We start from the raw sequence: 22,504 nt of genomic DNA, 5'->3' as shown, positions 1-22,504 counted from the left end.
CCGTATTCTATTATGATGTGTGTTGCTCGCGGCTGAACCGCACGACTTCCTCGTAGGACAACTTGCCCCCGAATATATCGAGGGCGCTGCCGATCGTCAGATCGAGCTTGCCGCCCGACAGCTCCAGGAACCGCTCCATATCGGCGATCGATCGGGCTCCACCCGCGTAGGTGGTCGGAATGTTCACCCATTGCGCCAAATCCCGGACTAATGACTCCTGGATGCCGCTTTGCTTGCCTTCAACGTCCACCGCATGGATGAGAAACTCGTCGCAGCAGCTCTCCAGCGCCCGAATGTTCGCTTCGTTCACTTCGAAATCGCTGAACAGCTTCCACTGGTTCGTCACGACGTACCACTTACCGTCCTTCTGCTTGCAGCTTAGATCAATGACAAGCCGGTCCTTGCCGACTTCGGCTGCAATCCGATCCAGGTTCGCGTGGTTTAATTGGCCGTCGCGGAAAATATACGAGGTCACAATGACATGCGAGCCGCCCTTCTCCAAATAAGTGGAAGCGTTGTCGGCCGTAATGCCTCCTCCGATTTGCAGACCGCCGGGGTAAGCTTGCAGCGCCCGCAGCGCCGCCTCTTCGTTGCCCGGGCCAAGCATGATGACATGTCCGCCCGTCAGCTCGTCCCGTTTGAACAATTCCGCGTAATAAGCGGAATCATGCGTAGAGACAAAATTTTCGACAATGGCGTCATTCAAGGTTTCTCCTACGATTTGTTTCACTTTGCCGTCGTGCAGATCGATACAAGGTCTGAATTTCAACGTCGTTCCTCGATTCTTCTGTTGATAGAATGTCCTATAGCTCTCCCCATTTTGACACAGGGGACGGAAGCTGCGCAATACTTCGTCTGCCAAGAGGTATGTTCTTATTCCTTGCGATTGCTATATTCCGCCGGCGCGAATACGACGAGAATAAGAAGCTCCTCCGTGATGGAATGAAACCGATGTTCAACATGCGCGGGAACGAATAGGATGGTTCCTTCTACTGCTTCGCAGTCTTCTCCCGCCATATGAAATCTTCCATGGCCTCGCAGCACATAATACAGCTCGTCTTCTGAATGCGGCTGCTGTTGATCGGATGAACCTGCCGGCAGCTTATAAATTCCCGCGCTCATGGCGGGCACTTTCAAAAACTCTTTGTAGCTCGAATCGAACTCATGCATGTCGACGATCAATCCCAATAGATCCAACTTATGCATCGAGCCCACCCTTTCATAACATAATAATAATTATGTCAACTATTTGCGAGTCTTTTCCATGTTGCTCTCGAATAACCGAGGCGCATGCCCGCCCGCTCCATGTTCGCGTGGCTGGTGGAACCGTACGCGCATTGGCCGACAACGATCTCGCAGCCCTCTGAATACGCGTCAGCTATCCTTCTCCTCAGGAGCGCCGTCTGCAGTCCTCTTCCCCGATAAGCCGGCAGCGTTGCCGCAAAGGTGCAGGATGCGCTTCCTCCGTTCCGGTACATAGCGGCGACCGCTGCCGGCTGTTCTTCGCAGAACGCGATATAGTAGCGCCATCCGGGCCGGACGGCAAGGATTCGGTTGTTCTCCGCCACGTATATCTGCCCGTCCATGGAGAGACCCGTAGCTTCGCAGTGGATGGCCGCGTACGTCATGAACTCGTCATCGCGGAGCTCGCGTATTTGCACGCCGGAAGGCAGATCCATCGTTTGAGCCGCTGCCTCCGTATACATCGTGGCATGAAAGCCCGACTGATAGAAGCCTATCCGGGCAAGCCGTTCCATCGAACGGGAGTCGGTACCGAGAGGCGAAATATGAAACTCGAAGCTTCTCTCCCGCTCCTCATAGAACGCAACGATGGACGCAAGCTGATCCTCCTCGAGCGCGCCTTTGACATTGTTGAACATCGGCCACGGCATGCCACGGCTGTAGAACGCCGTTGCCGAGCCGAAGCGGGCGGTCTCCACGCCATGTGGATTGCCAGGCAGCTCCGCCATGGCCGCCATCCGGTCCGACATGTAGTCTATCTCCGATTGCTCAAGAAGCTGCGCAATGTCTCTCGTCAATAACAAATTTATCGCTCCTACCATGAATTTGTAATAGCCTGCCAAACGAAATAACCCGGACTAGGCCGGGCTTTCGCTTCATGTTTCGTTATAAAAGGTCATATGGTCCATATCCGTCTTATAGTACTCCAGCCGATCGGCGAGCGTACCTGTATGGAACTCGAACATATGGCCGTCAGGGTCGACGAAGTACATCGATTTTTTATCTTTTTTATGCCTGGGCCTTCCAGAGAACACATCGACTTGCAGCTCTTCAAGCCGTTCGAATACATCCTCGAATTCTTCCTCCGGAATCGAAAACGCGATATGCGTATAGGTCCGGGGCGCCGTATGCCTGCCCGCGATCTCTTCTTCGTTAAGGGCGATCCAGATTCCGTTCAAATCGAAGTAAGCAAGCTTTCTGCCTTTCACTCTCAGCTTCGCGTTGAATACTTTCTGGTAGAAAGCGATCGACTTCTCCAAATCGGACACGGAAAAACATAAATGATTAATGGCATGAATGTTCATACTACCACGATCTCCAATCTTTAGCGAAACAATAGCAATGACCATTAGCGCGACTTCCATGATTATACAACCATTAGGAGACCCGAGGAAGTCCCAACCTCGTTTTTTTCTAGTTTTAGTTAATGTTTCCTAGAAGCAAGCCGTCGATAGAGTAAATAGACTTTATTTCGCCATTAAACAAAGTGGTAGAAGTGCGCAATTTCTCGAAATTTAACCATTGACAAAATATTATTTTTGTGTTATAATATAATATTTTAGTATTTACCACACGCTTCTTCTCTGCTACTATAAGCTTTACCCTGGTTCATAGGGAACGATTTGTATCGGAGGAGGACGAGGACAATGAGAAGCTTTTCCATTATTTCTTTACCCATTTCCGCAAAAATGATGAATCGGGTGGAGACGATATACCCGACGCTGCTCTGGGATGAGAAGGATGTCATTCTAATCGATACCGCCTATCCGGGGCAGCTCCCGCTCCTTCGGCAGGAGCTCGAGCAGGCGGGTATTGGCGGCCGCGAAGTAACGCAATTGATCTTAACCCACCAGGATCTCGACCATATCGGCAGCGCGCAGGCGCTTAAGGAATGGGCCGGATCCGGCTTGCGAATCTATTCGCATCCGCTGGAGAAGCCGTATATCGAGGGGCAGCGTAGGCTGCTGAAGCTTACGCCCGGGGCGATCGAGGCTGCGGTGCAAGCCATGCCCGATAGCGTGCCCCCGGAATGGAAGGAAGCGTTCAGACGAACGCTCGAGCAGCCGCCGCGCGTCGAGGTTGATCATGAAATCGGCCATCTCGAGCTGCTCCCGTTAGCCGGCGGATTGCGGGTTTTGGAGACGCCGGGACATACGCCCGGTCATATCAGCTTGTATCATGCCGAGAGCGGAACGCTTATCGCCGGCGATGCGCTGCAAGTCGTAAACGATCAGCTGGAGCTGCCGGACGCCGCTCTTTGCACGGACTTCGAGCAAGCCGTAGAATCGCTGCGGCAGCTGCTAGACTACGAGATTCAAGCTGTTTTTTGCCATCATGGCGGGGCTTACCGCCGCGCTCCTCGCGAACGAATCCGCGAGCTTATCGGCTGACAAGGGGAACCAGATGTTCGAAAATAAACGATCTGGCGTGGATCGCTTCGTTCCGTTTCGTGATTTTTTTGCGGACGACGACCGTGAGGTCTAGGCTCGGAATGTTCATTAGATATTGGCCGCCGTGCCCGAATGCGAAATAACAGTCCGCGCAGCCGTTATGCTCTTGCGGGGAAACCCACCAATGATAGCCGTATCCGCCATAAATCGGCGGCTCATAATGAAGAAGAGCGCGATGCCGCATGGAAGCCGCTTCCTCCACCCATTGCCCGGGAAGAAGCTGCCTATCGTCCCAGCGGCCGCGCCGCAAATACAGTAGCCCGATTTTCGCCAAATCATGCCCGTATAAGGACAACCCCGTACCGCCTTCGCTGATGCCGCCCCTTTCCGTCCATTTGGCCGCTCGGAACCCCAGAGGACCAAACAGCGTCCGTTCGGCATATTGAAGCGCGGACTGGCCCGTCGCTTTCGTCAGGATGGCCGATAACAGATGCGATCCGCCGGAGTTGTAAGTGAAGGCGTGCCCCGGGGTATGAATGACCGGCCTCGCGAGGGTGAAAGCGACGGGATCCTGCGAAGCGCGAAACGTCTTGTACGGTTTATCGAAATCCGGCCAGTCGAAGCCGGGCGTCATCGTTAACAAATGCTCGATCGTAATGGGATGACCGTTTTCGTCCCCTATCTCGACGTCGCCCAGGTAAACGCTGATCGGCTGCCGCAAGCTTTCGATTTCTCCCCGGTGCAGCGCAATGCCGATGAGCGTGGACAAGACGCTTTTGGTACAGGAATATAAGGGTCCTATCGCGTCTCGGCCGGATTCGTGCCATTCCTCTAGCAGCCTGCCGTCGCGATAGACGACATAACTTTTGATCCGCCGCTCACGCGCGGCTTCCTCGATCGAATGCTCCTTCAGCTGTTTCATAAACTCCGTTCTCTGCTCCCTCGAGCCGACTTGCGCTAAGAGACGCAGGTTGAAGCGGTCTCCGCTTGTTTATCGGCGTTTGCAACGTTATGTAAGCAATGTCTGATGCATATCCTAGTCATATAAGCTTGCCAATCCGACTCCTGTTTCATCCAAAAAGCCGAATCCCGAAATAATTCGACCAAAATCCGTTTGGCCGCCTCGCAGGCGGCTGCTTCATCCGCAAGCATCGTTAAACATATGGAATAGACAACGGGCTCGCATTTGCGCAAATCCGCCACTTTCTTTTGAAACTTCGCCATGCAAACCTCCGCTCCTTCGTCAAGCCAGTAAGCTACCTTTCATTATAGGCGCAGGGCTTGAACAAAAAGTTACGAAAAGGTTAAAACGCGACTAGACCTCGGTCTTAAGACCTCGAGAGGTAGGCATGAGCGATGATCTATGGTACCCTGTATAAAGATTATTTATTCGTTTTTCTATGATTTGGCATAAAGGAAGAAGCGTGTTGACATATGGCTTATGAATTATTGTTGGACATCATCGAACAGATCGGCTACGCGGCGTTGTTCCTAGTCCTCTGCCTCGGATTAATCGGACTGCCGATCCCGAACGAAGCGGTCGTCATGACGGGCGGAGCGCTCTCCGCGGCCGGCACCTTGTCGCCTGTCCCCGCCTTCATCATGACCTTTCTCGGCATATGCTCCGCCATGACGTTCGGCTACAGCATCGGCCGATTCGCGGGCGCCAAGCTGTCGAACTGGTTCCGCAGCAAAAAAAATATCGGGCGGTTCCTGTCGCGCTCCGAGGAGCTCAGCGAAAAATACGGCGGTTACGCGATCAGCATCAGCCTGTGCCTGCCGTTCCTGAGGCATGTCACTCCTTACGTCATGGGACTTAACCGGATGAAATTCAGCCGCTTTATTCTATTCGCGTACCCTTCCGCATTCGTGTGGACCATGATCTATTTCGTCCTTGGATCGCTGGTGGGCAATCAAGTCCAACAAATCGCGAACCTCATCTACGAATACGGGCTATGGGTAGTCGGATTCCTGGCAGCGGCGGCAGCAGGCTATGTCTGCTATCGCATCGTCCGCTCGAAGAGAACGGACAAGAACGAGCCGGTACGCCGGTCCTTGTAGCGCTTTTCGCTTTCACGTCATAGAGCCCATAATCGCATTCGCAAGGACGCGGTTATGGGCTCTGTTTTGTCTTGCCTCGCCGTTATTTCTCCAGCTTTGCTTTCGCCGCTTCAACCAGCGTATCGAACAGCTCGTCGTTCTCCTCCAGCTCGTCCTCCAGAGCAAGAAGCTGCTCCTCCTTGCCGGATTCGTGCAGGAAGAATAAGCCATAGCCCCAATCATTGCCCTTCTTGCTATGCAGCGTAATCTCGTATTGATTCTCGTGGCCTTCGACTCCGAACTGCACCTTGCCGACGTAGCCGTCTTCCTTGCTGTAGCTCATGGACGCTTCCAAGATTTGAATGTTTAGCATGGGTCCCTCCGAAACGTAATCACGAGATTCTCTCGCCTTTGTCCTAAGTAGGATAGCACAGCGAATATGGCGGCGCAAGAACCCGCGTCCGCTTCGTCCTTATACGGCTGAACGCCTATGTCCCTCCCTGCATACATTACATTACGATAGCCGGCAGACCGACTGTCGCGATGCTGGGAGGTTGATCAATTATGATCATCGAGTTAACAGCCATACACTGGGTTTATCTGGCATTCGTCGTGGCGATCATCGGCTTCATGCTGGTGAGAAGAGATACTACGCTCATCTGTATCGCGGGCATATTAGGGATCGGCATATTGGCCACCACGACAATCGAAGGCTCCGTCAGCGGCATATTCAACAGCTTCATCTACGCGATCAAGGAATTGGTCGGGACGATTCTCATCATATCCGTTATCGTCGCCATGAGCCGTATTCTCATCCGAACGGGAATTAATGAAGTGATGATTGCGCCGTTCGCCCGATTTATGAAAACGCCTTCGCTTGCATTCTGGGGAATCGGCCTAATCATGATGGTGACCTCCTTCTTCTTCTGGCCATCCCCCGCCGTTGCGCTAATCGGCGCCGTTCTGCTGCCGGTTGCGCTTCGAGTCGGCTTGCCCGCGCTCGGCGCAGCCGTCGCGATGAACTTATTCGGACACGGCATAGCACTCTCCGGCGACTATATTATTCAAGGCGCGCCGAAGCTGACGGCCGACGCGGCCGGCATTCCCGTCAGCGACGTCATGCAGGCCAGCATACCGCTCGTCATTGTTATGGGTCTTGTGACAACCGTCGCCGCTTTCTGGCTTATGAAGCGGGATATGCGAACAGGCAAATGGAGGGATGGCTTGATCGAAGCCGTCGACCACCAAGAGGCTATAACCGGATCGAAGTCGTCGTCTGGCGAGCAAGTGTTGTCCATGACGGCCAAGCGCGTTCTGGCCATCGTCATCCCGATTCTCTTCGCGCTGAATGTCGTCGCCATGTTCCTCTTTAACCTGCAGGGCGGCGACGCGACGGCTCTTATCGGCGGCACGTCGATTCTTATTATGCTGGTCATTACGATGTTGGCTCATCGCGGCAAGGGATTAGAGAAAACGACCGGCTATCTCATCGAGGGCTTCCTGTTCGGCTTCCGGGTCTTCGGTCCCGTCATCCCGATCGCCGCGTTCTTCTACCTGGGCGATGCCGGCTTCTTCTCCTTATTCGGCGAGAAGCTTCCCGAAGCGTCGAACGGCATCGTGAATGACCTTGGCGTCGCGCTCGCCCATGAAGTGCCGGTCAACGGCGTCGTGGGATCGATTACGCTGGCTCTTGTCGGGGCGGTAACGGGACTTGACGGCTCCGGCTTCTCCGGCATATCGCTTGCGGGCTCCATCGCCCAGCTATTCGGCCATGCCATCGGCTCGGGCATTCCGACGCTGACCGCTCTCGGCCAAGTCGCCGCCATCTGGGTCGGCGGGGGCACGCTGGTCCCATGGGCGCTTATTCCCGCCGCCGCCATCTGCGGCGTCAGCCCGTTCGAGCTTGCAAGGCGGAATTTGAAGCCCGTTCTGATCGGATTAGTCGTCACGACGATCGTCGCTATGTTCCTTATTTAGAAAGAGCGGCCGCGAACTTTGCGGCGGAACAGCCAGATCGAAGCCAAGGCTGCGGCGATACCGGCCATGATCCACCACCATGGGAATCCTGAGCCGGATTCGGCAACGGCTCCGGGCCGTGGCGGAACAGAGCCGCTGCCGAGCTCTGCCAGATCTTGGCCGGCGGCGCTCACCGGCACGGTTCTGCTGCACAGGCTGACATCGAGCGAATCGCCGTTCTTGTAGGCATAGACGACGTATGGCTGCCCGACTTGGAATTCGTAGCCGCAGCTGGCGCCGCTCTCCGCGGAAGTAACCGCTATCTCGGGCGCTACCTTCCCTTTCCACACTTCATCGACCTGGAACGTCCATGTCACGGGATCGGCGGACGATCGCTGAAACCACTTTAACGGTTGATCGCGAGACGTAACCGTTCCTTTGAACACGGCGTCGCTATTCAGCTTCGCTTCGTTCACGCTGGGATTCATCGCGCAGCTGCATGCGCTCGCCTTCTCGGGGCCGATCGCGATCGATCCGGCCGCCAGCATCAGCGCCATCCAAATCCCCAGCCACAGGTTCTTTGTTTTCATTATCGTTCCCCCTCTATATATAACTAACTTCCGTTTCTACAAAGACGCTCGCAAGCCGGCTAAAGTTACAAGGAAAACCGCGGAGCAATAAGCGAAAGCCTATTGGTGTGGATGTCTTCTTCCGTTCGAGAGAAACACTTAACGGAAGTGAGCGACGTTATTCACCGGAAATCCGCGTTTTTTCGGTGGCTAACGGAACATGGCGCCTTTATTGCACTCCAATTCGGTTGAATCACCATACAATCAGGCGAATAGCGGCTCTCAGTTCCCTTACCCTTTAAAAAAATGCTGATTTATCCGCGATAAGGCCTCTCATATCCGTTACCCATACCAATAGAGCCCTAAATCAGAATCATCCGCAATATAAAAAAGGGTACAGCCCGCTGCTCATTCACGCGGGCCGTACCTTCTTTTCGTCTGAGGCAAACTTCTTAAGCACCCTCAACCGTGCGACGATGTCTTTTGACGGCTATTCGCTAGGCATCGTATGAGCGGGAATGCTCCGCGCTCTTCGATCCGCCCGGCCAGAATGCGAATTTACCCAAAATGGAGGTTATCGCCGGAACGAGGAACGGCCGCACGATAAACGTGTCCATCATAACGCCGATCGCCGTAATGATGCCGAATTGGACGAGCACCTGAATCGGGAGCGTGCCTAGAACCGCGAACGTAGCGGCCAGGATCAGACCCGCGGACGTGATGACGCCTCCCGTTTCGCTGACGCCTTCCTTAATGGCCTGGCGCAGCGGCATCGTTTTGCGTTTCTGCCAAATGCTCGAAATCATAAAGATATTGTAGTCCTCTCCGAGCGCGATGAGGAACACGAAAGCGTACAGCGGAATCGAGCCTTGAATGGCGTCGACGCCCATGATGTGATGAAGAATGATCCAGCCTAGTCCGAGCGCGGCGACATAGGACAGCAGGACGGTCGCGATCAGATAGACGGTTGCTACGATCGAGCGCAAATAGAGCAGAAGCAGCAGCGCGATCAACCCGGTAACGACCGGGATAATGACGCGGTTATCGCGATCTGACAGCTCCTTCGTATCGTATTGGCTTGCCGTTTGGCCGCCGACCCATACGTTCGCATCCGCATCGGCGACTCCGGCGCCGGCCAAGGCGTCTGCGGCGGCTTCCCGTAACTGCGGGATCGCGGCCATCGCGTCTTGCGAATACGGATTGATCGCGAATACGACGCTGTAGGAAGTCAGCTCCGGATCGACCGTGCTGACGGATCCTTCCGATACGTGATCGACATGCTGGATCCCCGACAAAGCCGCCTGGACATCCGCGGATTCGCCGCCTCCTCTTACGACGACGGTCGCTGGAGCCAGGTCCCCCGGCACGTACGCATCGGCAATGACGTCGAAGCCTTCGCGGGACGGCATATCTTCAGGGAACGAGGAGAGCAAATCGTACGTGTACTTGGTCTGTGAAGCGAAGCCGGCAAGAACGCCCAGCACGACAAGACAGCTTAGAGCGACCGTCCAAGGGCGTTTCACGACAAGCTCGCCAACCTTTGTTCCGATGCCTTGTCCGGCTTTTTTCGGCAAATACGGCTTGCCCCGCTTCGCCTGACGCGCCTTCTCCATCTCCTCCGTTCTCGGGATGAACGGGAAGAAGGAAGCGCGGCCGATGATCGCCATGAGCGCCGGGATAAGCGTCAAGCTCGCGATCATCATTATAAAGATCGACAAGGAGAACGGAACGGCGAAGCGTTCGTAAGCTCCGTATTTCGCTAGTAGAAGGGCTAGCAAAGACAAGACGACCGTAAATCCGCTCATCAGGATCGCGCCCGAAGAGCCTTTGAAGGCGTGGGCAAGCGCGGAGGTCCGGTCCTCTTCGCGAGTCAGCTCCTGCCGGAACCGCGTGATGAAGAACAGGCAGTAGTCCGTTCCGGCGCCGAACAAGAGCACCGTCATGATGGCAATGGCCTGCGAATCGACCGTAATCCATCCTTCGCCCGCCATCCAGCCAAGAATCGGGCTTGTGACGAGATAGGCAAAGCCGACGCCGATAAGCGGAATGATGGCCAGAATCGGCGAACGATAGATAAGCAGGAGCAGAACGAGAACGAGGATAACGGTCGCCAGCAGCAGGACGAAATCCGCGTTCTTGAACAGATCGGTCGCGTCGACCGAGATGCCTATCGGACCGCTGATCCGGACGCTAAGCTCGGACGCGTTGTCCGTCCCGACCTCGAACGGATCCGTCCCTGTCAGCTCCTTGATCTGGCTCTGGATCGTCTCCAAGTTGTGCTTCAGCAGCTCCGTTTCGGTTCCTTCCATGAAGGAGACCGGCTGGACGAGCGTCGTGCCGTCTTCCGAAGCGAATTGCGCGAGCGCCTGAGGAGGCATCTCATGAAGCGGGACCAGCTCGCCCTGCGCTTCCAGCGGGCTGCTTGCCAGCTCCGCAGTCAGCTGCTGAATAGCCGAATAATCCGCTTCCGTCAGCCCGCTTTCCCTATGCCAGACAACCAGAGCCGGAACGCCGGATGACCCGGGGAAATATTGCTTGATCATCTCGTCGGCCGCTACCGAAGGACTATCCGGCTCCAAATTCGGCGCGTTGTTCCTTTCTTTATCTCCTACCGCGGGCAGCGTAAGCGTCAATATGGCCGCGGCGGCGATCCATACGAACAGCGTGACCCACTTCGACCGGCGGCCTGCGAATAACCGCCCAATTTTTTCTAACATGTTGCCTTCCTCCGTTTCCCTTATGGGCATTGTTGGTTTAAAATAAGATCAAGCTTCGAATTTAATTATATATACCAGAAGGTTAATTAATCAATCCGTAATTCTGACAACTTTTTGAATGGAGTGTTTTGCGTTGACTTCCAAGTCCGAACAACCGAAGCGAAGACCCGGCAGACCGAAAGCGACCGGATCTCCGCAAACGATGGTGCAAATATTAAAAACCGCTTCCTTCCTCTTCATGGAGCAAGGCTACGAGAAGGTGTCGCTCGAGAGCGTCGCCCAGGCTTGCGGCGTGACGAAGGCCAGCGTCTACTATTATTTCAGCAACAAGGCAGCTCTCTTCACGGAAGCGCTCCTATTCGTGCTCAAGATCGCGCATGACCAGACCGTTCTCATCGTGAACGGTCCCGGTCCTCTCCGCGAACGTCTCTCCGAGGTCGCCAAGCGGCATATGGGCAACGCGCATATCGACTTCGAGACGATGATGCGGGAAGCAAGCCCGGAATTAACGGAAGAGCAAGTCGATCGCATCCGCGACGGCGAGCAGGCGCTGCACAGACTGCTGGCAAGCGTGTTCCGAAGGGCGATGGACGAAGGCGAAATATCGGAAAGCGATCCGATGCTGCTCTCTCATGTCTTCACGGCCACCCTTACCGTCCGCAACCGCAAGGAGATTGTGAACGATTTGCAAACAGTGGGACAAACCTCCTCGGAAATCGTACAATTGCTATGGAGAGGCCTCGAGCCTCGCTAGCAGCTTGTTCTTAAGAAGGAGGCTCCCCTTGTATGTTGAAATCCGCTATTGGAAGATTGCGAGTCATCGGCTGGCTGGAAGGCATGTCCTTTCTCGTCCTGCTGCTGATCGCGATGCCGCTTAAGTATTGGGCCGATATCCCGGAGGTCGTGACCGTTGTCGGAGGCCTGCACGGATTGTTTTTCGTCCTCTATATTCTAGCCGTTATCCACGTTACGTTCGCGCATCGCTGGTCGTTCTTGAAATTCGCAGCCGCGTGCATCGCGTCGTTCCTCCCGTTTGGCCCGTTCGTGGTCGACCGGAAGCTGCTTCGCGATTAGTGTCATACCGATCATGCAAAGAAGCATCCGATCCTCGTAAGAGAATCGGATGCTTTCTTTTTCGCGCAAGGAGTCTTATAGAATAATGAAATAGAACAAGGCCGCGAGCGCAAATCTGTAATAGGCAAAATAAGAGAGCCGAAGCTTCTTCATCAGGTTGATGAAGGTGACGACCGCGATCATGCCCACGGTAAACGCCGCGATAAGGCCGATCAAAAACAGGGGCGCGTCCGCGACCGTCAGCAATTCCCGGCTCCCGATCAAATCCAGCGTGCTCGCGCCCGCCATGATCGGGACCGACACGATAAACGTGAATTCCGCCGCCGCCTTCTGGCTCGTGCCCGCCAGCATGCCCCCGGAAATCGTGGAGCCGGAACGCGAGAAGCCCGGCCACAACGACAGAATCTGGAAGCAGCCGATGATGAACGCCTGCTTGTACGTGATGTCGTCCAGCTCCTCCGACACGATTATCCGTTTGGAGCGGTCCGCGACGATCATTAGGAGGCCGCCGGCGACAAGGCCGAACAGAACCGTACCCGATCCGAACAGATATTGCTTGATCACTTCATGCAGCGCTACGGCGAGCACGCATGCCGGCAGCATCGCAAGCGCGATATGCAGGACGTTCAGTCCGCTGCCTTTCTTCAAGTTGAAGTTGAGCAGCTTCGCGAACCTCTGCCGATACAGCACGAGCACGGCGAGCACCGCGCCGAATTGGATGACGACCTCGAACGTCTTCGCGCGATCGCCCGTGAACTGCATGAGCTCGCCGGCCAAGATCAAATGGCCCGTGGAGGAGACCGGCAAAAATTCCGTCAGCCCCTCCACAATGCCCAGGATAATCGCTTTGATGATTTCATCCAACCTTCTTCCACTCCCTTACCGGTTCGTCCTCCCTCCTAGCTTATGCGTGTCCATACTCGCTCATTTCACTTTCCTCGGCGTCCGTATAGATTTCGATCTTGCGAATGCGATGATCGTCCCGTTCCTTGATCACGAAAACCGCGTTGCCATACGACCATCTCTCGCCCTCCGGCAAGCCGGGCTGCTTCTGGTACAGCCACCCGCCGATCGTATCCGCTTCTTCGCTGCCGAGCTGCAGGCCCGCCGCCTCGTTCACATCCGCGATCAAGGCTTTGCCGTCGACCAAATAATGCTCCTGCTCCAGCCGCTCGATCTCCAGCTCCTCGTCCTCGTCGAACTCGTCGCGGATATCGCCCACGATCTCTTCGATAATATCCTCGATCGTAAGCAGCCCCGAGGTTCCTCCATATTCGTCCAGCAGAATCGCCAAGTGAACGCGCTCAAGCTGCATCAGGCGAAGCAGCTGGCTGATCGGCATCACGTCCGGCACGGACAAGGCCGGCTGCACAAGCTTCTTCAGGTCAAGCTCGCGGTCATCGTAATCCTGAAGGAACAGATGCTTCGTGTTCAGGATGCCGATGATCGTATCCTTGTCCCCCTTCGCCAGCGGGAATCTCGTATATTGCTCTTGCCGGATGATAGCCAAATTCTCTTCGCGGGGCTTATCGACGTACAAGCACACCATATCGGTCCGGGGCACCATGATTTCGCGGGACAACCTCTCGTCGAATTCGAAAATGCGGTTCACGAAGCCATATTCGCTTTTATTGATTTTGCCGCTCTCGTAGCTCTCGGACAGAATGAAGCGGATCTCCTCCTCGGAGTGGGCTTCATGCTCGCTGGCCGGCTGGAAGCCGAGCAGACGGACCAGCTTGTTCGCGGACCCGTTGAGCAGCCAGATGAACGGATACATCGCTTTGTAGAACCAGATGATGCCCGGCGTCGTGAGCTGGCTTACCTTCTCCGCGTTGATAATCGCGACCGTTTTCGGAGCCAGCTCGCCCAGGACGACGTGCAGGTAAGTAACAACCAGAAAGGCGACGAAGAACGAAATGACGGAGCCCGTATGACCCTGCACGCCAAGCGCTTCGAACGCGGGATGAAGCAGCTGCTCGACCGTCGGCTCCCCGAGCCAGCCGAGCCCGAGCGCCGTAATCGTAATGCCGAGCTGGCACGCCGACAAATAGCCGTCCAACCGGCTGGTTACCCGCTGAATCGCTTTCGCGTTTTTAAGTCCTTCGTCCACCATCTGCTGCACGCGGCTTGCCCGCATTCGGATGATGGCGAATTCGGTCGCCACAAAAAAAGCCGTGAACAATAAAAGCAAAGCAAATAAGATCAGCTTGAAGGCCATAAAAAAAATCTCCTTTCGCGATCGGCCGATATAAGCGGTCCCGAAGCTTGCCGCAGCCGGCTCTTCCACTTATACAGCCTATCCGTTATTCGATTTCCTCATACTTCCAGCCATTTCCCTTATTTAACGCCCGTCCTCTCGTCCTGAAACAGTGGACGAAAGAACGGGCGTTCTAACACGCATGTACTCCAAGCTAGGAAGGACGTTATCCCTGCCACTTCTCGAGCAGCGGCGTCCGCTCTCCTCGATACAGCAGCTTCAACTTGTGCAGCGCCCTCGTACACCCGACGTACAACAGCTTCGCGTCGATCGCGTCGTAGTTTGCCCTGCCTGCGTCCGCGATCAGCACGGCGTCGAACTCCAGTCCTTTGGACAAGTAGACGGGCACTACCGTCAAGCCGCCTCCGTAAGTGGGCTGCTTGCTCTGCACGAGTGACGCTTCCAGGCCTTGCGCCAGCAGATAGCGGTGAATTTCCGCGCACTCCTTGGCAGTGCGCCCCACAACGGATATGGTGTCGAAGCCGCCGGCGGCCTTCCACTCCTTGACCGTCTCCGATACGGCCGGCAGCCAGCCTTCGTCAGACGTCTCTACCGCGGTAACGGGATCCCCGCTCCGGAACACCGGAACCGCCGGCTTCACGCCGCCGGTCATCCCGCCTAGAATGTAGTTGGCGAAATCGATGATTTCCATCGTGGAGCGGTAGCTTCGATTCAGCTCGAAGAAATCCGTGTCGCCGTCGGCGAACAAATCCATCAGCTCGCTCCAACGCTGAATCCCCGCATAGGCATGGATCCCCTGCTGCAGATCGCCGAGCACCGTCATGGACGGAGTCCGCTGGCAGAGGCGCAGCGCCTCCAGCTGGAACGGCGAATAATCCTGGGCTTCGTCGATGACGATGTGGTCGAAAGGCGGCTTTGCGAGGCCGTACAGCTTCAAATGAATATACGCGAGAGGCGCCAAATCCTCCGCCGCCGCATACCCCGCCTGGAGCCGCTCCGACGTTGTCTTCGCGATCGCCTTCGGCACATCCGGCAGCGCTGTCTTCCCTTTGTACAAGGAAGCATACAGCTGCAGCGCCGTATAAGACGGAATGCGCTTCACGAACGAATTCAGCTTCGCAAGCGCCGCCGAACGTTTTTTCTTGTCCGCCACGCCTCGATGCTTCAGCTCCGACTCCAGCCAGCGCTTGATCCGGCTGACGAGCCGGTCGCGCTTCACCATAACCGTCTCGTCTCCGTAATCCGTCTCGTACCATTCCTTCATCATCGAAGGCGTGAGCGTGAAGCCTTCCAGCGGGACGAATGGCGCGTCCGGCAGAATACTCTCTTGCAGCTTGGCCAGACGTTCGTCGATAGAGGCCTTGAAGGCGAGGCTGCCTTTCCATCGGCCGGAGGACGCTTCGATCTCCTCGATCGTGCGGCGCTCCTCGAACCAATACGCCATCGTCTCGGACGGATCGGCAAGCTGGACCGAATGCTCGAGCAGCTCGAGCGCCCAATCGCCGAACGTCGTTTGGCCGATGTCGCCGACGCCAAGCTCCGGCAGCACGCCGGATATGTAGTCGAGGAACATCCGGTTCGGTGCGAAGATAATCATGCGCTCGGCACGGATGCGTCCCTCGTATTGATAGAGCAGGAACGCCAATCGGTGCAGCGCGACGGTTGTTTTTCCGCTTCCCGCAACCCCTTGGATGAACAACGCTTTGTTCCGTTCGGCGCGAATGATCTTGTCTTGCTCGCCTTGAATCGTGGAGACGATATCTCTCAGCTTATTGTCTTTGTTTTCTCCCAGCCGGTAGAGCAGGAACTCGTCGGAGACGCCTCCTTCCTCCTGGCCGCGGATATAGCTGTCCACCAGCCTGACGATTTCGCCGCCGCGGATCATGAAGTTGCGCTTCAGATGCACATAACCCGACACGTCGCCGTCCGGCGACGAATAAGCGGCCGGGTCGTCTCCGCCCGTGAAGGAATAATACATGCTGGCCGCGGGAGCGCGCCAGTCGATGACAAGAAGCTCGTTGCTTCCGTTCCGGGCCACCCCCGCTTTGCCGATGTAGAGCGGCTTCGGCTCTCCCGGGTTAACCCCGGTATTCTGCGGGAGCTCCTGAAAGTCGAGACGGCCGAAGTAAGGCTCCTTCCTCGCCACCTCAAGCCTGTTCTTCCGCTCTTCGCGCTGCAGATCGAGCATCTGCTCCGTGAAGTCCTGCCCCGTGTACCGCGGCCCGATGCCGCGGAGCTGCTCTTCGATATCGCGAAGCGCGGCGTCCAGCCGCTCTTGTTCTTCTTGCTGAACCGTTTTTTGCATTGCGCGTTCCCTCCCAACCGTAAAGAGCCGAGCCCATTTCCGGACTCAGCTATTTCGACGTTTTTATCGTTTGATTATCCCATTCCATTTCAACTATTCATGTTATACAAGCCCGTAATGACGATAATCGCGATTATGTTAAAAGCGGCCAAGTACGGAATGCCCGTCGTAAAATTCCGATGCTGCGTCTTATGGCGCCACATTTTCATGCCGTACCATACGCCGATCGCCCCCCCGGCCGCGCCGAGCACGAAGAACCGGCGTTCCGGCACTCTTCGCTTCTTCCGCTTCGCGTATCGCTTGTCGAGGCCCATTAGAATAAACGTATATATATTGATCACAACGAGGTAAACGTAGATGCCGTATAGCAGCTCCAAGGTTGCACTCCTCCCTTCACGCCCTCGCCTACGTTCGCGGCTTCGCGCGATTCGTGGCGGTCGCTTCGTACGGATTGTCCGGCCAATAATGCTTCGGGTAACGACCCTTCAAATCCTTCTTCACCTCGAAATAAGCATGCTCCCAGAAGCTGGCCAAATCCTGCGTCACCTGCACGGGCCGCTGAGACGGCGACAGCAGGTGCAGCGTGACGGGCAGCCTCCCCCGGACGAGACGCGGCGTCTCCCGCAGCCCGAACAGCTCCTGCAGCCGGACGGCGAGCACAGGCGAAGCGGGATCGCTGTAGTCGACAGGAATGCGCGATCCGCTGGGCACCTGAATATGGGTCGGCACCTGCTCGTCCAGCTCCTGCGATTGCTTCCAGTTCATCATGCCGCTAATAATTTGCCCCATTGGCAGCTTGCCGAGCTCGCTTAAGCTGCGAATGCCGTATATATGCGGCTTCAGCCATTGCTCCAGCGTATCCAGCAGCGCCTCCTCCGATACGTCCGGCCATTCGGCGTCTCCGCTAAACCGCATGAGACGCATCCGCGACAAGAGTGCGAGCGCGCTCTTGCCGAGAGGAAGCGCGGCGAGCCCTTTCTGCCTGATGCCGCCGATAAGCGCGTCCGCGACCTTCTCGGGATCCGGCCGTTCGAGCGGGCTTTCGCTCAAAACGAGCGCCCCCAGCCGCAGACGTTTACGGGAGCGGACGGCGCCTGCCCCAGCATCCCATTCGACCGCTTCTTCCTTCACCAAATAATCCGGCAGCCAGCGCTCAAGCTCCTCCTGTTCAATCGCCGCGGCAAGCCGTATCCGGCCTTCCGGGCCGGCATCGTCCATCTCGCAAACGACGAGGTACGAATAGCGGGATAAGGGCTGGAGCTCGGGAAGCACGGCGCCCCTGCCGCTTGCCAGCACATACCTTCCGTCCGGCCTGCGCTGGGCGACCCGATCCGGATAGGCGACAGCCAGCATCGCGCCGATCGAGGCCCGTCCGTCGGTACCGGAGTCCGAGCTTCGTTCTCCGCCGCCGCCTCCGCCGGACATGCCCTCGATCAGCTTCCGCCAATGCTCTGCTTGCGCCTTCACCCGCTGGGCCGCCGCCATGTCGCCGGCGCTCCCCGAACGAAGCGCATCAAGTCGCAGCGACATATCCACGTTGCGTTCCGCGCCAAGCAAATCTCTTTCGCTTAACAGAGCCGCAAGCTCGCAGGCTTGCCGCAGAGCCGCTCCATTCGCGGCGAACGCTCCCAGCATCGCGCCGAGACGCGGATGGACGCCAAGCCTTGCGATTCCTGCGCCGCGCTCCGTCGCTTTTCCTTCCTCGTCCACCGCAAGCAGCCTGCGCAGAAGCTCAAGCGCGCTGTCGTAAGCGGCCTTCGGCGGCGGCGTCATCCATTCCAGCTCGAGCGGGTCGCGGACGCCCCAAATCGCCAGCTCCAGCGCGAGCGGGGATAAGTCCGCATCCATGATCTCGGGCCTGCCCTGCTCGGGAAGATGGCGATGCTCCTCCTCGGTCCAAAGCCGATAGCAAACCCCGGGAGCCAGACGGCCGGCCCGTCCGCGCCTCTGGTCTGCCGACGCCTGCGACACGGGGACCGTCTCCAAGCGGCTGAGCCCGGTACGCGGAGAAAATCTGGACACCCGCATCAAGCCGCTGTCGACAACGATCCGCACGCCCTGCACCGTTAAGCTCGATTCGGCAATCGAGGTGGCGAGCACGATCTTCCGCTCGCCGTCCGCGCACGGCGCGATTGCGGACGATTGGGCGTCTAGCGGCAGGCTGCCGTGAAGCTCGGCTACGCGGATACCCGCAGGCAGTCCCGCCTGTGCGAGCCATCGTGCCGTACGCCGAATTTCGGCCACGCCGGGGAGGAAGACGAGCGCGTCGCCTTCCTCCTCGCGCAGCGCATGAAGCAGCGTCTGGCCCACCGCCGCTTCGACCGGACCTCCGTGACGAGCTGGGGCGTACCTCGTCTCGACGGGGTATGTCCGCCCCCGGCTGTGTATGACGGGCGCTTGTCCTAGCTTCTCCGCTACCGGAGCCGCATCCAGCGTTGCGGACATAACGAGGAGGCGAAGATCCTCCCGAAGCAGCGACTGCGCCTGCAAGCATAAGGCGAGCCCTAAGTCTCCGTGCAGATGGCGTTCGTGAAACTCATCGAACAGAACGGCGGCAACGCCTTCCAGAGCGGGATCGGACTGGAGCATGCGGGTAAGCACGCCTTCCGTCACGACTTCGATGACGGTGCGGGGGCCGACCTTCGCGTCCAGACGAACGCGGTAGCCGACCCGCTCCCCCACCTTCTCGCCCAGCTCTCCCGCCATGAAGGCGGCGGCGGATCTCGCCGCCAGCCTCCTCGGCTCCAGCATGATGATTTTGCCGCTTCCCAGCCATTTCTGTTCCATTAATGCCAGAGGCACGCGAGTGGTCTTGCCCGCTCCCGTCTCCGCAACCAGCACCGCGTTGCCGCCGCGGGCAAGCGCGTCCAGAAGCTCCGGCAAGACGTTGTCGATCGGCAGCTGCTTCATCGCTCATTTCCCCTTAAGTAGATGTTCAAAAAGCCCGCATTTGATCGCGAAGACATTCCAAGAATCATTTCATAATCCGAACCATCTGCACGACGGGGCGATTGTCGCCGCGAAGCATCATTTCCTTGCTGGACAGCTGGGATGATCCGTCGCCGTCTAGGAAGATGCCGTCCACGAGGCGGCCGTCTCCGAAGGTTTCCAGTACGGCGCTCCGGAAGTCCGCGAGCGTGCCTTCGTTCTCGCTCACGACCAGATAGAGGCTGCCCCGGTCGTCGAAGACGGCTCCCGTACGCAAGCGATCCTCGTCCGGGAACGGTGCGTGCTCGGCCTCCGCCTGGCGGACCCAAGCGTCGTCGCGGCCGATGCTCATGCTTATACCGCCCTGCGCCCAGAAGCGGGTATGATCCTTTACTTTCAGCTCCGATGCCTTGGACACCACCTGCACGCTGAGCGAATCCGCCTCTCCGTCCCATACGAGCGTGCCGCGCGCGTATTTCATGTTTTCGCCGCCGCCGCCGTAGCCGTCTCCGTTAACCGGATGCCCGTTCACGACTCCCATGCTGACAAGCGAGCCTTCGTAGAAGAAGCCTCCGTTCACGCCAACCTTGTCCGTAAGCGCCACGTTATCGTTCACGGTCTCCAGCGATACGTAGGCCGGCTTCGTCACGAGCGCGTGGAGCTTCATGCCGTTCGAAGCTTCCGCGTATTCGTAACGATATTGCGTGACGGCCTCCAGCGGGGCGGAAGCGCCGGGATCCCGATTGACCAGGGATTGGAACAGCACGACGAATACCGCGCCAAGCGCCAAAAATATAAACGAGATAATGAGTATAACGCGAATGATCTGCTTCCTGCCGAGACGGTCAGCCGGATGTGCTGCCGTTTCGTTTTTCGATTGCGACGACATGTCCGAATCCTCGCTCCTTCGATTTTTCTAAGCTTTTTATTGTACCGCTTCACGGGCCTGATTGTCTACTCTGCAATTGCTGATGCGAGGCCTCCAGAAGGACGGGCCTACTCGCCCCGCAAACAAAACATCGCCGCCCTTCACGCGAAGAGCAGCGATGCCATGCCGTCGTTATTCCGCGCGGTCGTCGAGCGGATAGAAGATCAGGTTGATCGGGAAAGCGGAGCCGGCCGGAGGACTGAACTCGATGTCGAGGCTTTCTTCCTTGCCGGTCGTCTTCGCCAGAATGATCATGCCGTCGAAAGCGGTAAGCACGCCGGATGCCGGCACTTTGACCATCTCGCCGTTGATTTTGAACGGGCCTTTGAACGGACCGCCTTTGGCGAGGATCATGATCGCCATCTTGCGCGGCTTGTCGGAGTGAATCTTGTAGACGGTGCCATAGTTGCCGCTCAGCGTCGCTTCCGTTCCCCTCTGAGGATCGAAGCCCTTCTGGAACGGGTCCACCTTGCCGTCGCCAAGCACCAGCTTCATCGGCTTCTTGAGTCCCGACTCGGTCAGGTTGACCTTCCAGTCGAACCCGGCGATCTGGAACGTGCCGCGAATATGTCCGTTGAACGCCAGCTTCGGCATGTCGAGCATCGCTTTCGACGCTCTCTCCGCCGCGGCGAACGTGAACTGCACCTCGCCGTCCGTCTCCACGTCGTACATCAGGTTAACGCCCGAGCCAGGGTAGAAGTCCGGGAATTGTTTGTAGATGAAAGTCGCTCCCGCCGGAATCGTCATCGTCTCTACCTCGGTGTCGTCCATCAAATAGTCCACCATCGCCTCGCTGCCGATGAGATGCGCGTAGATCGACGGGTACACCTCGCCTTTGTTCGTCGTCTTGATCGTTACCGGCTTGTCCGATTTGTTGGTCGCCAGGATGGCGAAGCTGACCGTCTTATCCGTTCCGTTCAAATGATCCGCGTACAGGCGTCCTCTTCCATTAATCGTGTCCTGATACAGAATGCCGAGCTCCTCGAACGTCTCCGGGCTGTCGCTCATAAGCAGCGTGCGGGATTTGTCTTCGGTTACGGTCTTCGGCAGGTCCGGCAGGTTCAAGTATGAACCGTACAGCGTTTTCCAATCGGTCGTGATATAGCCGCCGGCAGGCTTCGTGTAGACCGGATATTCTTGCTCGGTCAAATAGACTTCGTCCGTTATGACCAGGTCGCGCGTAAAAGGTTTGCTCTTATGCCCGTTCTGGTCCATGACGACGAGCGTAATCGGATAGGTGCCCGGTTTGAAGAACACGTCCTCCTTGCCCGTCCATTCCAGCCTCACGCCTTCCGCGTCCGGATCGTAGCTGAGGTTAATGTATTTGATCGGCTCGCCGATTCGGTACGTTTGTTTGCCGAACGTAAACTTGGCGATCGGATCCGAATTGTTCTTATCGGGATCATAGTTGCCCGCCGGCTTGCTTACGTGCGTCACGTCGACGCGCCGAAGCTCCGGATTATAAGTGTATGTAGCGCCCATATAATCGGACAGCCAGGTCAGCTTGATCATCAGCCTGCCGTTCTTCAGCGTGGCCACGTCATCGAACGGATATTCGTAGCCGCTGACCCAAGCTTTCTTGTTTACGGTATCCAGCAATATTTCATGCTCTGGCGTTTCCATCAGAATCGTGCGCGTTTTCTCCTGCCATTCGACCTTCATGCCGAACGCGTCGCCCAGAAACTTAGCCGGCACGTACGTTTTACCTTTGAGGGCGAAAGCCGGAGCGTCCAGCGTCACTTGTTCGCCGTTCAGAAACGCTTCTTTGTTGTCCAAATAAAAAATAACGTAGTTCGTACCCGCCGTTGGCGAGTCCTGAGCATCCGCGTGCGAGAACGGAGCGGTCAGCAGCATCACGGACAGCAGCGCTGCGGCTGCCTTCTTCCTTGTGCCAAGTCTTCGTTGCAGCATGTTCTTACAACTCCTCGATCTATCTTTAGTTTGGGCTCCGGAATCAAAGATTCTATCTCTCTCGGCCAAGCCCACACGTATAGACGTTCAGGATTTGGAAAAGTTGCAGGACCATTTCCTTTAAAATTTTCCAGTGTCGTCCATCGCATCCCGAAATACCGAAATACCGATCGCGCAAGGCGCCGGCATTCCGCTTCCTTTCCATCCATGGTTGCCCATTCCCGGG

Annotated in this window: 20 protein-coding genes; 5 read left to right on the top strand and 15 right to left on the bottom strand. The window is 56.9% G+C overall.

Features of this window, described 5'->3' with window-relative positions; all coding sequences use genetic code 11:
- Nucleotides 1–10: 10 nt before the first annotated feature.
- From hisA to fosB, 4 genes are all read right to left on the bottom strand, one after another.
- Nucleotides 11–769 (bottom strand): phosphoribosylformimino-5-aminoimidazole carboxamide ribotide isomerase, encoded by a 759-nt coding sequence (gene hisA, locus NQZ67_RS16810; RefSeq protein ID WP_257448123.1) that lies wholly within the window; start codon nt 767–769, stop codon nt 11–13.
- Nucleotides 770–873: 104 nt separating this feature from the next.
- Nucleotides 874–1,206, bottom strand: a complete 333-nt coding sequence (locus NQZ67_RS16805) for a cupin domain-containing protein (protein ID WP_257448120.1) — start codon at nt 1,204–1,206, stop codon at nt 874–876.
- A gap of 35 nt (nt 1,207–1,241) precedes the next feature.
- Nucleotides 1,242–2,045, bottom strand: a complete 804-nt coding sequence (locus NQZ67_RS16800; RefSeq protein WP_257448118.1) for a GNAT family N-acetyltransferase — start codon at nt 2,043–2,045, stop codon at nt 1,242–1,244.
- A 72-nt stretch (nt 2,046–2,117) separates the two neighbouring features.
- Nucleotides 2,118–2,546: a metallothiol transferase FosB gene (gene fosB, locus NQZ67_RS16795; protein WP_257448115.1), complete on the bottom strand. Its 429-nt coding sequence runs from the start codon at nt 2,544–2,546 to the stop codon at nt 2,118–2,120.
- A 342-nt stretch (nt 2,547–2,888) separates the two neighbouring features.
- On the opposite strand from fosB, the gene NQZ67_RS16790 reads away from it, so the two are divergent.
- A complete protein-coding gene (locus tag NQZ67_RS16790; protein ID WP_257448112.1) occupies nt 2,889–3,632 on the top strand; it encodes an MBL fold metallo-hydrolase in 744 nt (247 codons plus the stop codon).
- Here NQZ67_RS16790 and NQZ67_RS16785 read toward each other — a convergent pair.
- Complete coding sequence (locus NQZ67_RS16785; RefSeq protein WP_257448109.1) at nt 3,622–4,554, bottom strand: serine hydrolase domain-containing protein; 933 nt, start codon at nt 4,552–4,554, stop codon at nt 3,622–3,624. The genes NQZ67_RS16790 and NQZ67_RS16785 overlap by 11 nt on opposite strands.
- A 512-nt stretch (nt 4,555–5,066) precedes the next feature.
- Between NQZ67_RS16785 and NQZ67_RS16780 the strand changes: the two genes are divergently transcribed.
- The gene (locus NQZ67_RS16780; RefSeq protein WP_257448106.1) at nt 5,067–5,693 is read left to right on the top strand and encodes a DedA family protein; all 627 of its coding nucleotides are present in this window, start codon (nt 5,067–5,069) and stop codon (nt 5,691–5,693) included.
- 82 nt (nt 5,694–5,775) lie between these two features.
- Here the strand turns inward: NQZ67_RS16780 and NQZ67_RS16775 are convergent, their stop codons facing one another.
- Entirely contained in the window at nt 5,776–6,045 is a 270-nt protein-coding gene (locus NQZ67_RS16775) for a hypothetical protein (protein ID WP_257448103.1), read from the bottom strand.
- A 191-nt stretch (nt 6,046–6,236) separates the two neighbouring features.
- On the opposite strand from NQZ67_RS16775, the gene NQZ67_RS16770 reads away from it, so the two are divergent.
- Nucleotides 6,237–7,649 (top strand): hypothetical protein, encoded by a 1,413-nt coding sequence (locus NQZ67_RS16770; protein ID WP_257448101.1) that lies wholly within the window; start codon nt 6,237–6,239, stop codon nt 7,647–7,649.
- Here the strand turns inward: NQZ67_RS16770 and NQZ67_RS16765 are convergent.
- Nucleotides 7,646–8,218 carry a hypothetical protein gene (locus tag NQZ67_RS16765; protein ID WP_257448098.1) on the bottom strand — a complete coding sequence of 191 codons (573 nt, stop codon included), beginning with the start codon at nt 8,216–8,218 and terminating at the stop codon, nt 7,646–7,648. The genes NQZ67_RS16770 and NQZ67_RS16765 overlap by 4 nt on opposite strands.
- Nucleotides 8,219–8,694: 476 nt before the next feature.
- The gene (locus tag NQZ67_RS16760; protein ID WP_257448095.1) at nt 8,695–10,914 is read right to left on the bottom strand and encodes an MMPL family transporter; all 2,220 of its coding nucleotides are present in this window, start codon (nt 10,912–10,914) and stop codon (nt 8,695–8,697) included.
- Between the two features lie 133 nt (nt 10,915–11,047).
- Here NQZ67_RS16760 and NQZ67_RS16755 point away from each other — a divergent pair, with 133 nt between their 5' ends.
- Both NQZ67_RS16755 and NQZ67_RS16750 read left to right on the top strand, forming a co-directional pair.
- A complete protein-coding gene (locus tag NQZ67_RS16755; RefSeq protein WP_257448092.1) occupies nt 11,048–11,668 on the top strand; it encodes a TetR/AcrR family transcriptional regulator in 621 nt (206 codons plus the stop codon).
- A gap of 32 nt (nt 11,669–11,700) precedes the next feature.
- The gene (locus NQZ67_RS16750) at nt 11,701–11,988 is read left to right on the top strand and encodes a DUF3817 domain-containing protein (protein WP_257448089.1); all 288 of its coding nucleotides are present in this window, start codon (nt 11,701–11,703) and stop codon (nt 11,986–11,988) included.
- Nucleotides 11,989–12,063: 75 nt separating this feature from the next.
- Here NQZ67_RS16750 and NQZ67_RS16745 read toward each other — a convergent pair whose 3' ends face one another.
- The 7 genes from NQZ67_RS16745 to NQZ67_RS16715 all read right to left on the bottom strand — a co-directional run bounded on the left by NQZ67_RS16745 (nt 12,064) and on the right by NQZ67_RS16715 (nt 22,278).
- Nucleotides 12,064–12,852 (bottom strand): undecaprenyl-diphosphate phosphatase, encoded by a 789-nt coding sequence (locus NQZ67_RS16745; RefSeq protein WP_257448086.1) that lies wholly within the window; start codon nt 12,850–12,852, stop codon nt 12,064–12,066.
- Between the two features lie 40 nt (nt 12,853–12,892).
- The gene (locus NQZ67_RS16740; RefSeq protein WP_257448082.1) at nt 12,893–14,206 is read right to left on the bottom strand and encodes a hemolysin family protein; all 1,314 of its coding nucleotides are present in this window, start codon (nt 14,204–14,206) and stop codon (nt 12,893–12,895) included.
- A gap of 205 nt (nt 14,207–14,411) precedes the next feature.
- Nucleotides 14,412–16,511: a HelD family protein gene (locus NQZ67_RS16735; protein WP_257448079.1), complete on the bottom strand. Its 2,100-nt coding sequence runs from the start codon at nt 16,509–16,511 to the stop codon at nt 14,412–14,414.
- A gap of 89 nt (nt 16,512–16,600) precedes the next feature.
- Complete coding sequence (locus NQZ67_RS16730; RefSeq protein WP_257448076.1) at nt 16,601–16,888, bottom strand: DUF1294 domain-containing protein; 288 nt, start codon at nt 16,886–16,888, stop codon at nt 16,601–16,603.
- Nucleotides 16,889–16,916: 28 nt separating this feature from the next.
- Nucleotides 16,917–19,421 (bottom strand): ATP-dependent helicase HrpB, encoded by a 2,505-nt coding sequence (hrpB, locus tag NQZ67_RS16725; protein ID WP_257448074.1) that lies wholly within the window; start codon nt 19,419–19,421, stop codon nt 16,917–16,919.
- Between the two features lie 64 nt (nt 19,422–19,485).
- On the bottom strand, nt 19,486–20,328 hold the full coding sequence (locus tag NQZ67_RS16720) for a hypothetical protein (RefSeq protein WP_257448072.1): 843 nt from the start codon (nt 20,326–20,328) through the stop codon (nt 19,486–19,488).
- Nucleotides 20,329–20,499: 171 nt separating this feature from the next.
- On the bottom strand, nt 20,500–22,278 hold the full coding sequence (locus tag NQZ67_RS16715; RefSeq protein WP_257448070.1) for a copper amine oxidase N-terminal domain-containing protein: 1,779 nt from the start codon (nt 22,276–22,278) through the stop codon (nt 20,500–20,502).
- Between the last annotated feature and the right edge of the window lie 226 nt (nt 22,279–22,504).

It is taken from the genome of Paenibacillus soyae (assembly GCF_024623455.1).
Classification (GTDB): Bacteria; Bacillota; Bacilli; order Paenibacillales; family Paenibacillaceae; genus Pristimantibacillus; species Pristimantibacillus soyae.
This window is presented reverse-complemented; position numbering and strand designations above follow the sequence as displayed.

Excerpts from the sequence above, each read along its gene's own strand:
- NQZ67_RS16805 (WP_257448120.1), bottom strand. The coding sequence starts at position 1,206 with ATGCATAAGTTGGATCTATTGGGATTGATCGTCGACATGCATGAGTTC.
- fosB (WP_257448115.1), bottom strand. The coding sequence starts at position 2,546 with ATGAACATTCATGCCATTAATCATTTATGTTTTTCCGTGTCCGATTTG.
- NQZ67_RS16790 (WP_257448112.1), top strand. The coding sequence starts at position 2,889 with ATGAGAAGCTTTTCCATTATTTCTTTACCCATTTCCGCAAAAATGATG.
- NQZ67_RS16785 (WP_257448109.1), bottom strand. The coding sequence starts at position 4,554 with ATGAAACAGCTGAAGGAGCATTCGATCGAGGAAGCCGCGCGTGAGCGG.
- NQZ67_RS16780 (WP_257448106.1), top strand. The coding sequence starts at position 5,067 with ATGGCTTATGAATTATTGTTGGACATCATCGAACAGATCGGCTACGCG.
- NQZ67_RS16775 (WP_257448103.1), bottom strand. The coding sequence starts at position 6,045 with ATGCTAAACATTCAAATCTTGGAAGCGTCCATGAGCTACAGCAAGGAA.
- NQZ67_RS16770 (WP_257448101.1), top strand. The coding sequence starts at position 6,237 with ATGATCATCGAGTTAACAGCCATACACTGGGTTTATCTGGCATTCGTC.
- NQZ67_RS16765 (WP_257448098.1), bottom strand. The coding sequence starts at position 8,218 with ATGAAAACAAAGAACCTGTGGCTGGGGATTTGGATGGCGCTGATGCTG.
- NQZ67_RS16760 (WP_257448095.1), bottom strand. The coding sequence starts at position 10,914 with ATGTTAGAAAAAATTGGGCGGTTATTCGCAGGCCGCCGGTCGAAGTGG.
- NQZ67_RS16750 (WP_257448089.1), top strand. The coding sequence starts at position 11,701 with ATGTTGAAATCCGCTATTGGAAGATTGCGAGTCATCGGCTGGCTGGAA.
- NQZ67_RS16740 (WP_257448082.1), bottom strand. The coding sequence starts at position 14,206 with ATGGCCTTCAAGCTGATCTTATTTGCTTTGCTTTTATTGTTCACGGCT.
- NQZ67_RS16735 (WP_257448079.1), bottom strand. The coding sequence starts at position 16,511 with ATGCAAAAAACGGTTCAGCAAGAAGAACAAGAGCGGCTGGACGCCGCG.
- hrpB (WP_257448074.1), bottom strand. The coding sequence starts at position 19,421 with ATGAAGCAGCTGCCGATCGACAACGTCTTGCCGGAGCTTCTGGACGCG.
- NQZ67_RS16720 (WP_257448072.1), bottom strand. The coding sequence starts at position 20,328 with ATGTCGTCGCAATCGAAAAACGAAACGGCAGCACATCCGGCTGACCGT.
- NQZ67_RS16715 (WP_257448070.1), bottom strand. The coding sequence starts at position 22,278 with ATGCTGCAACGAAGACTTGGCACAAGGAAGAAGGCAGCCGCAGCGCTG.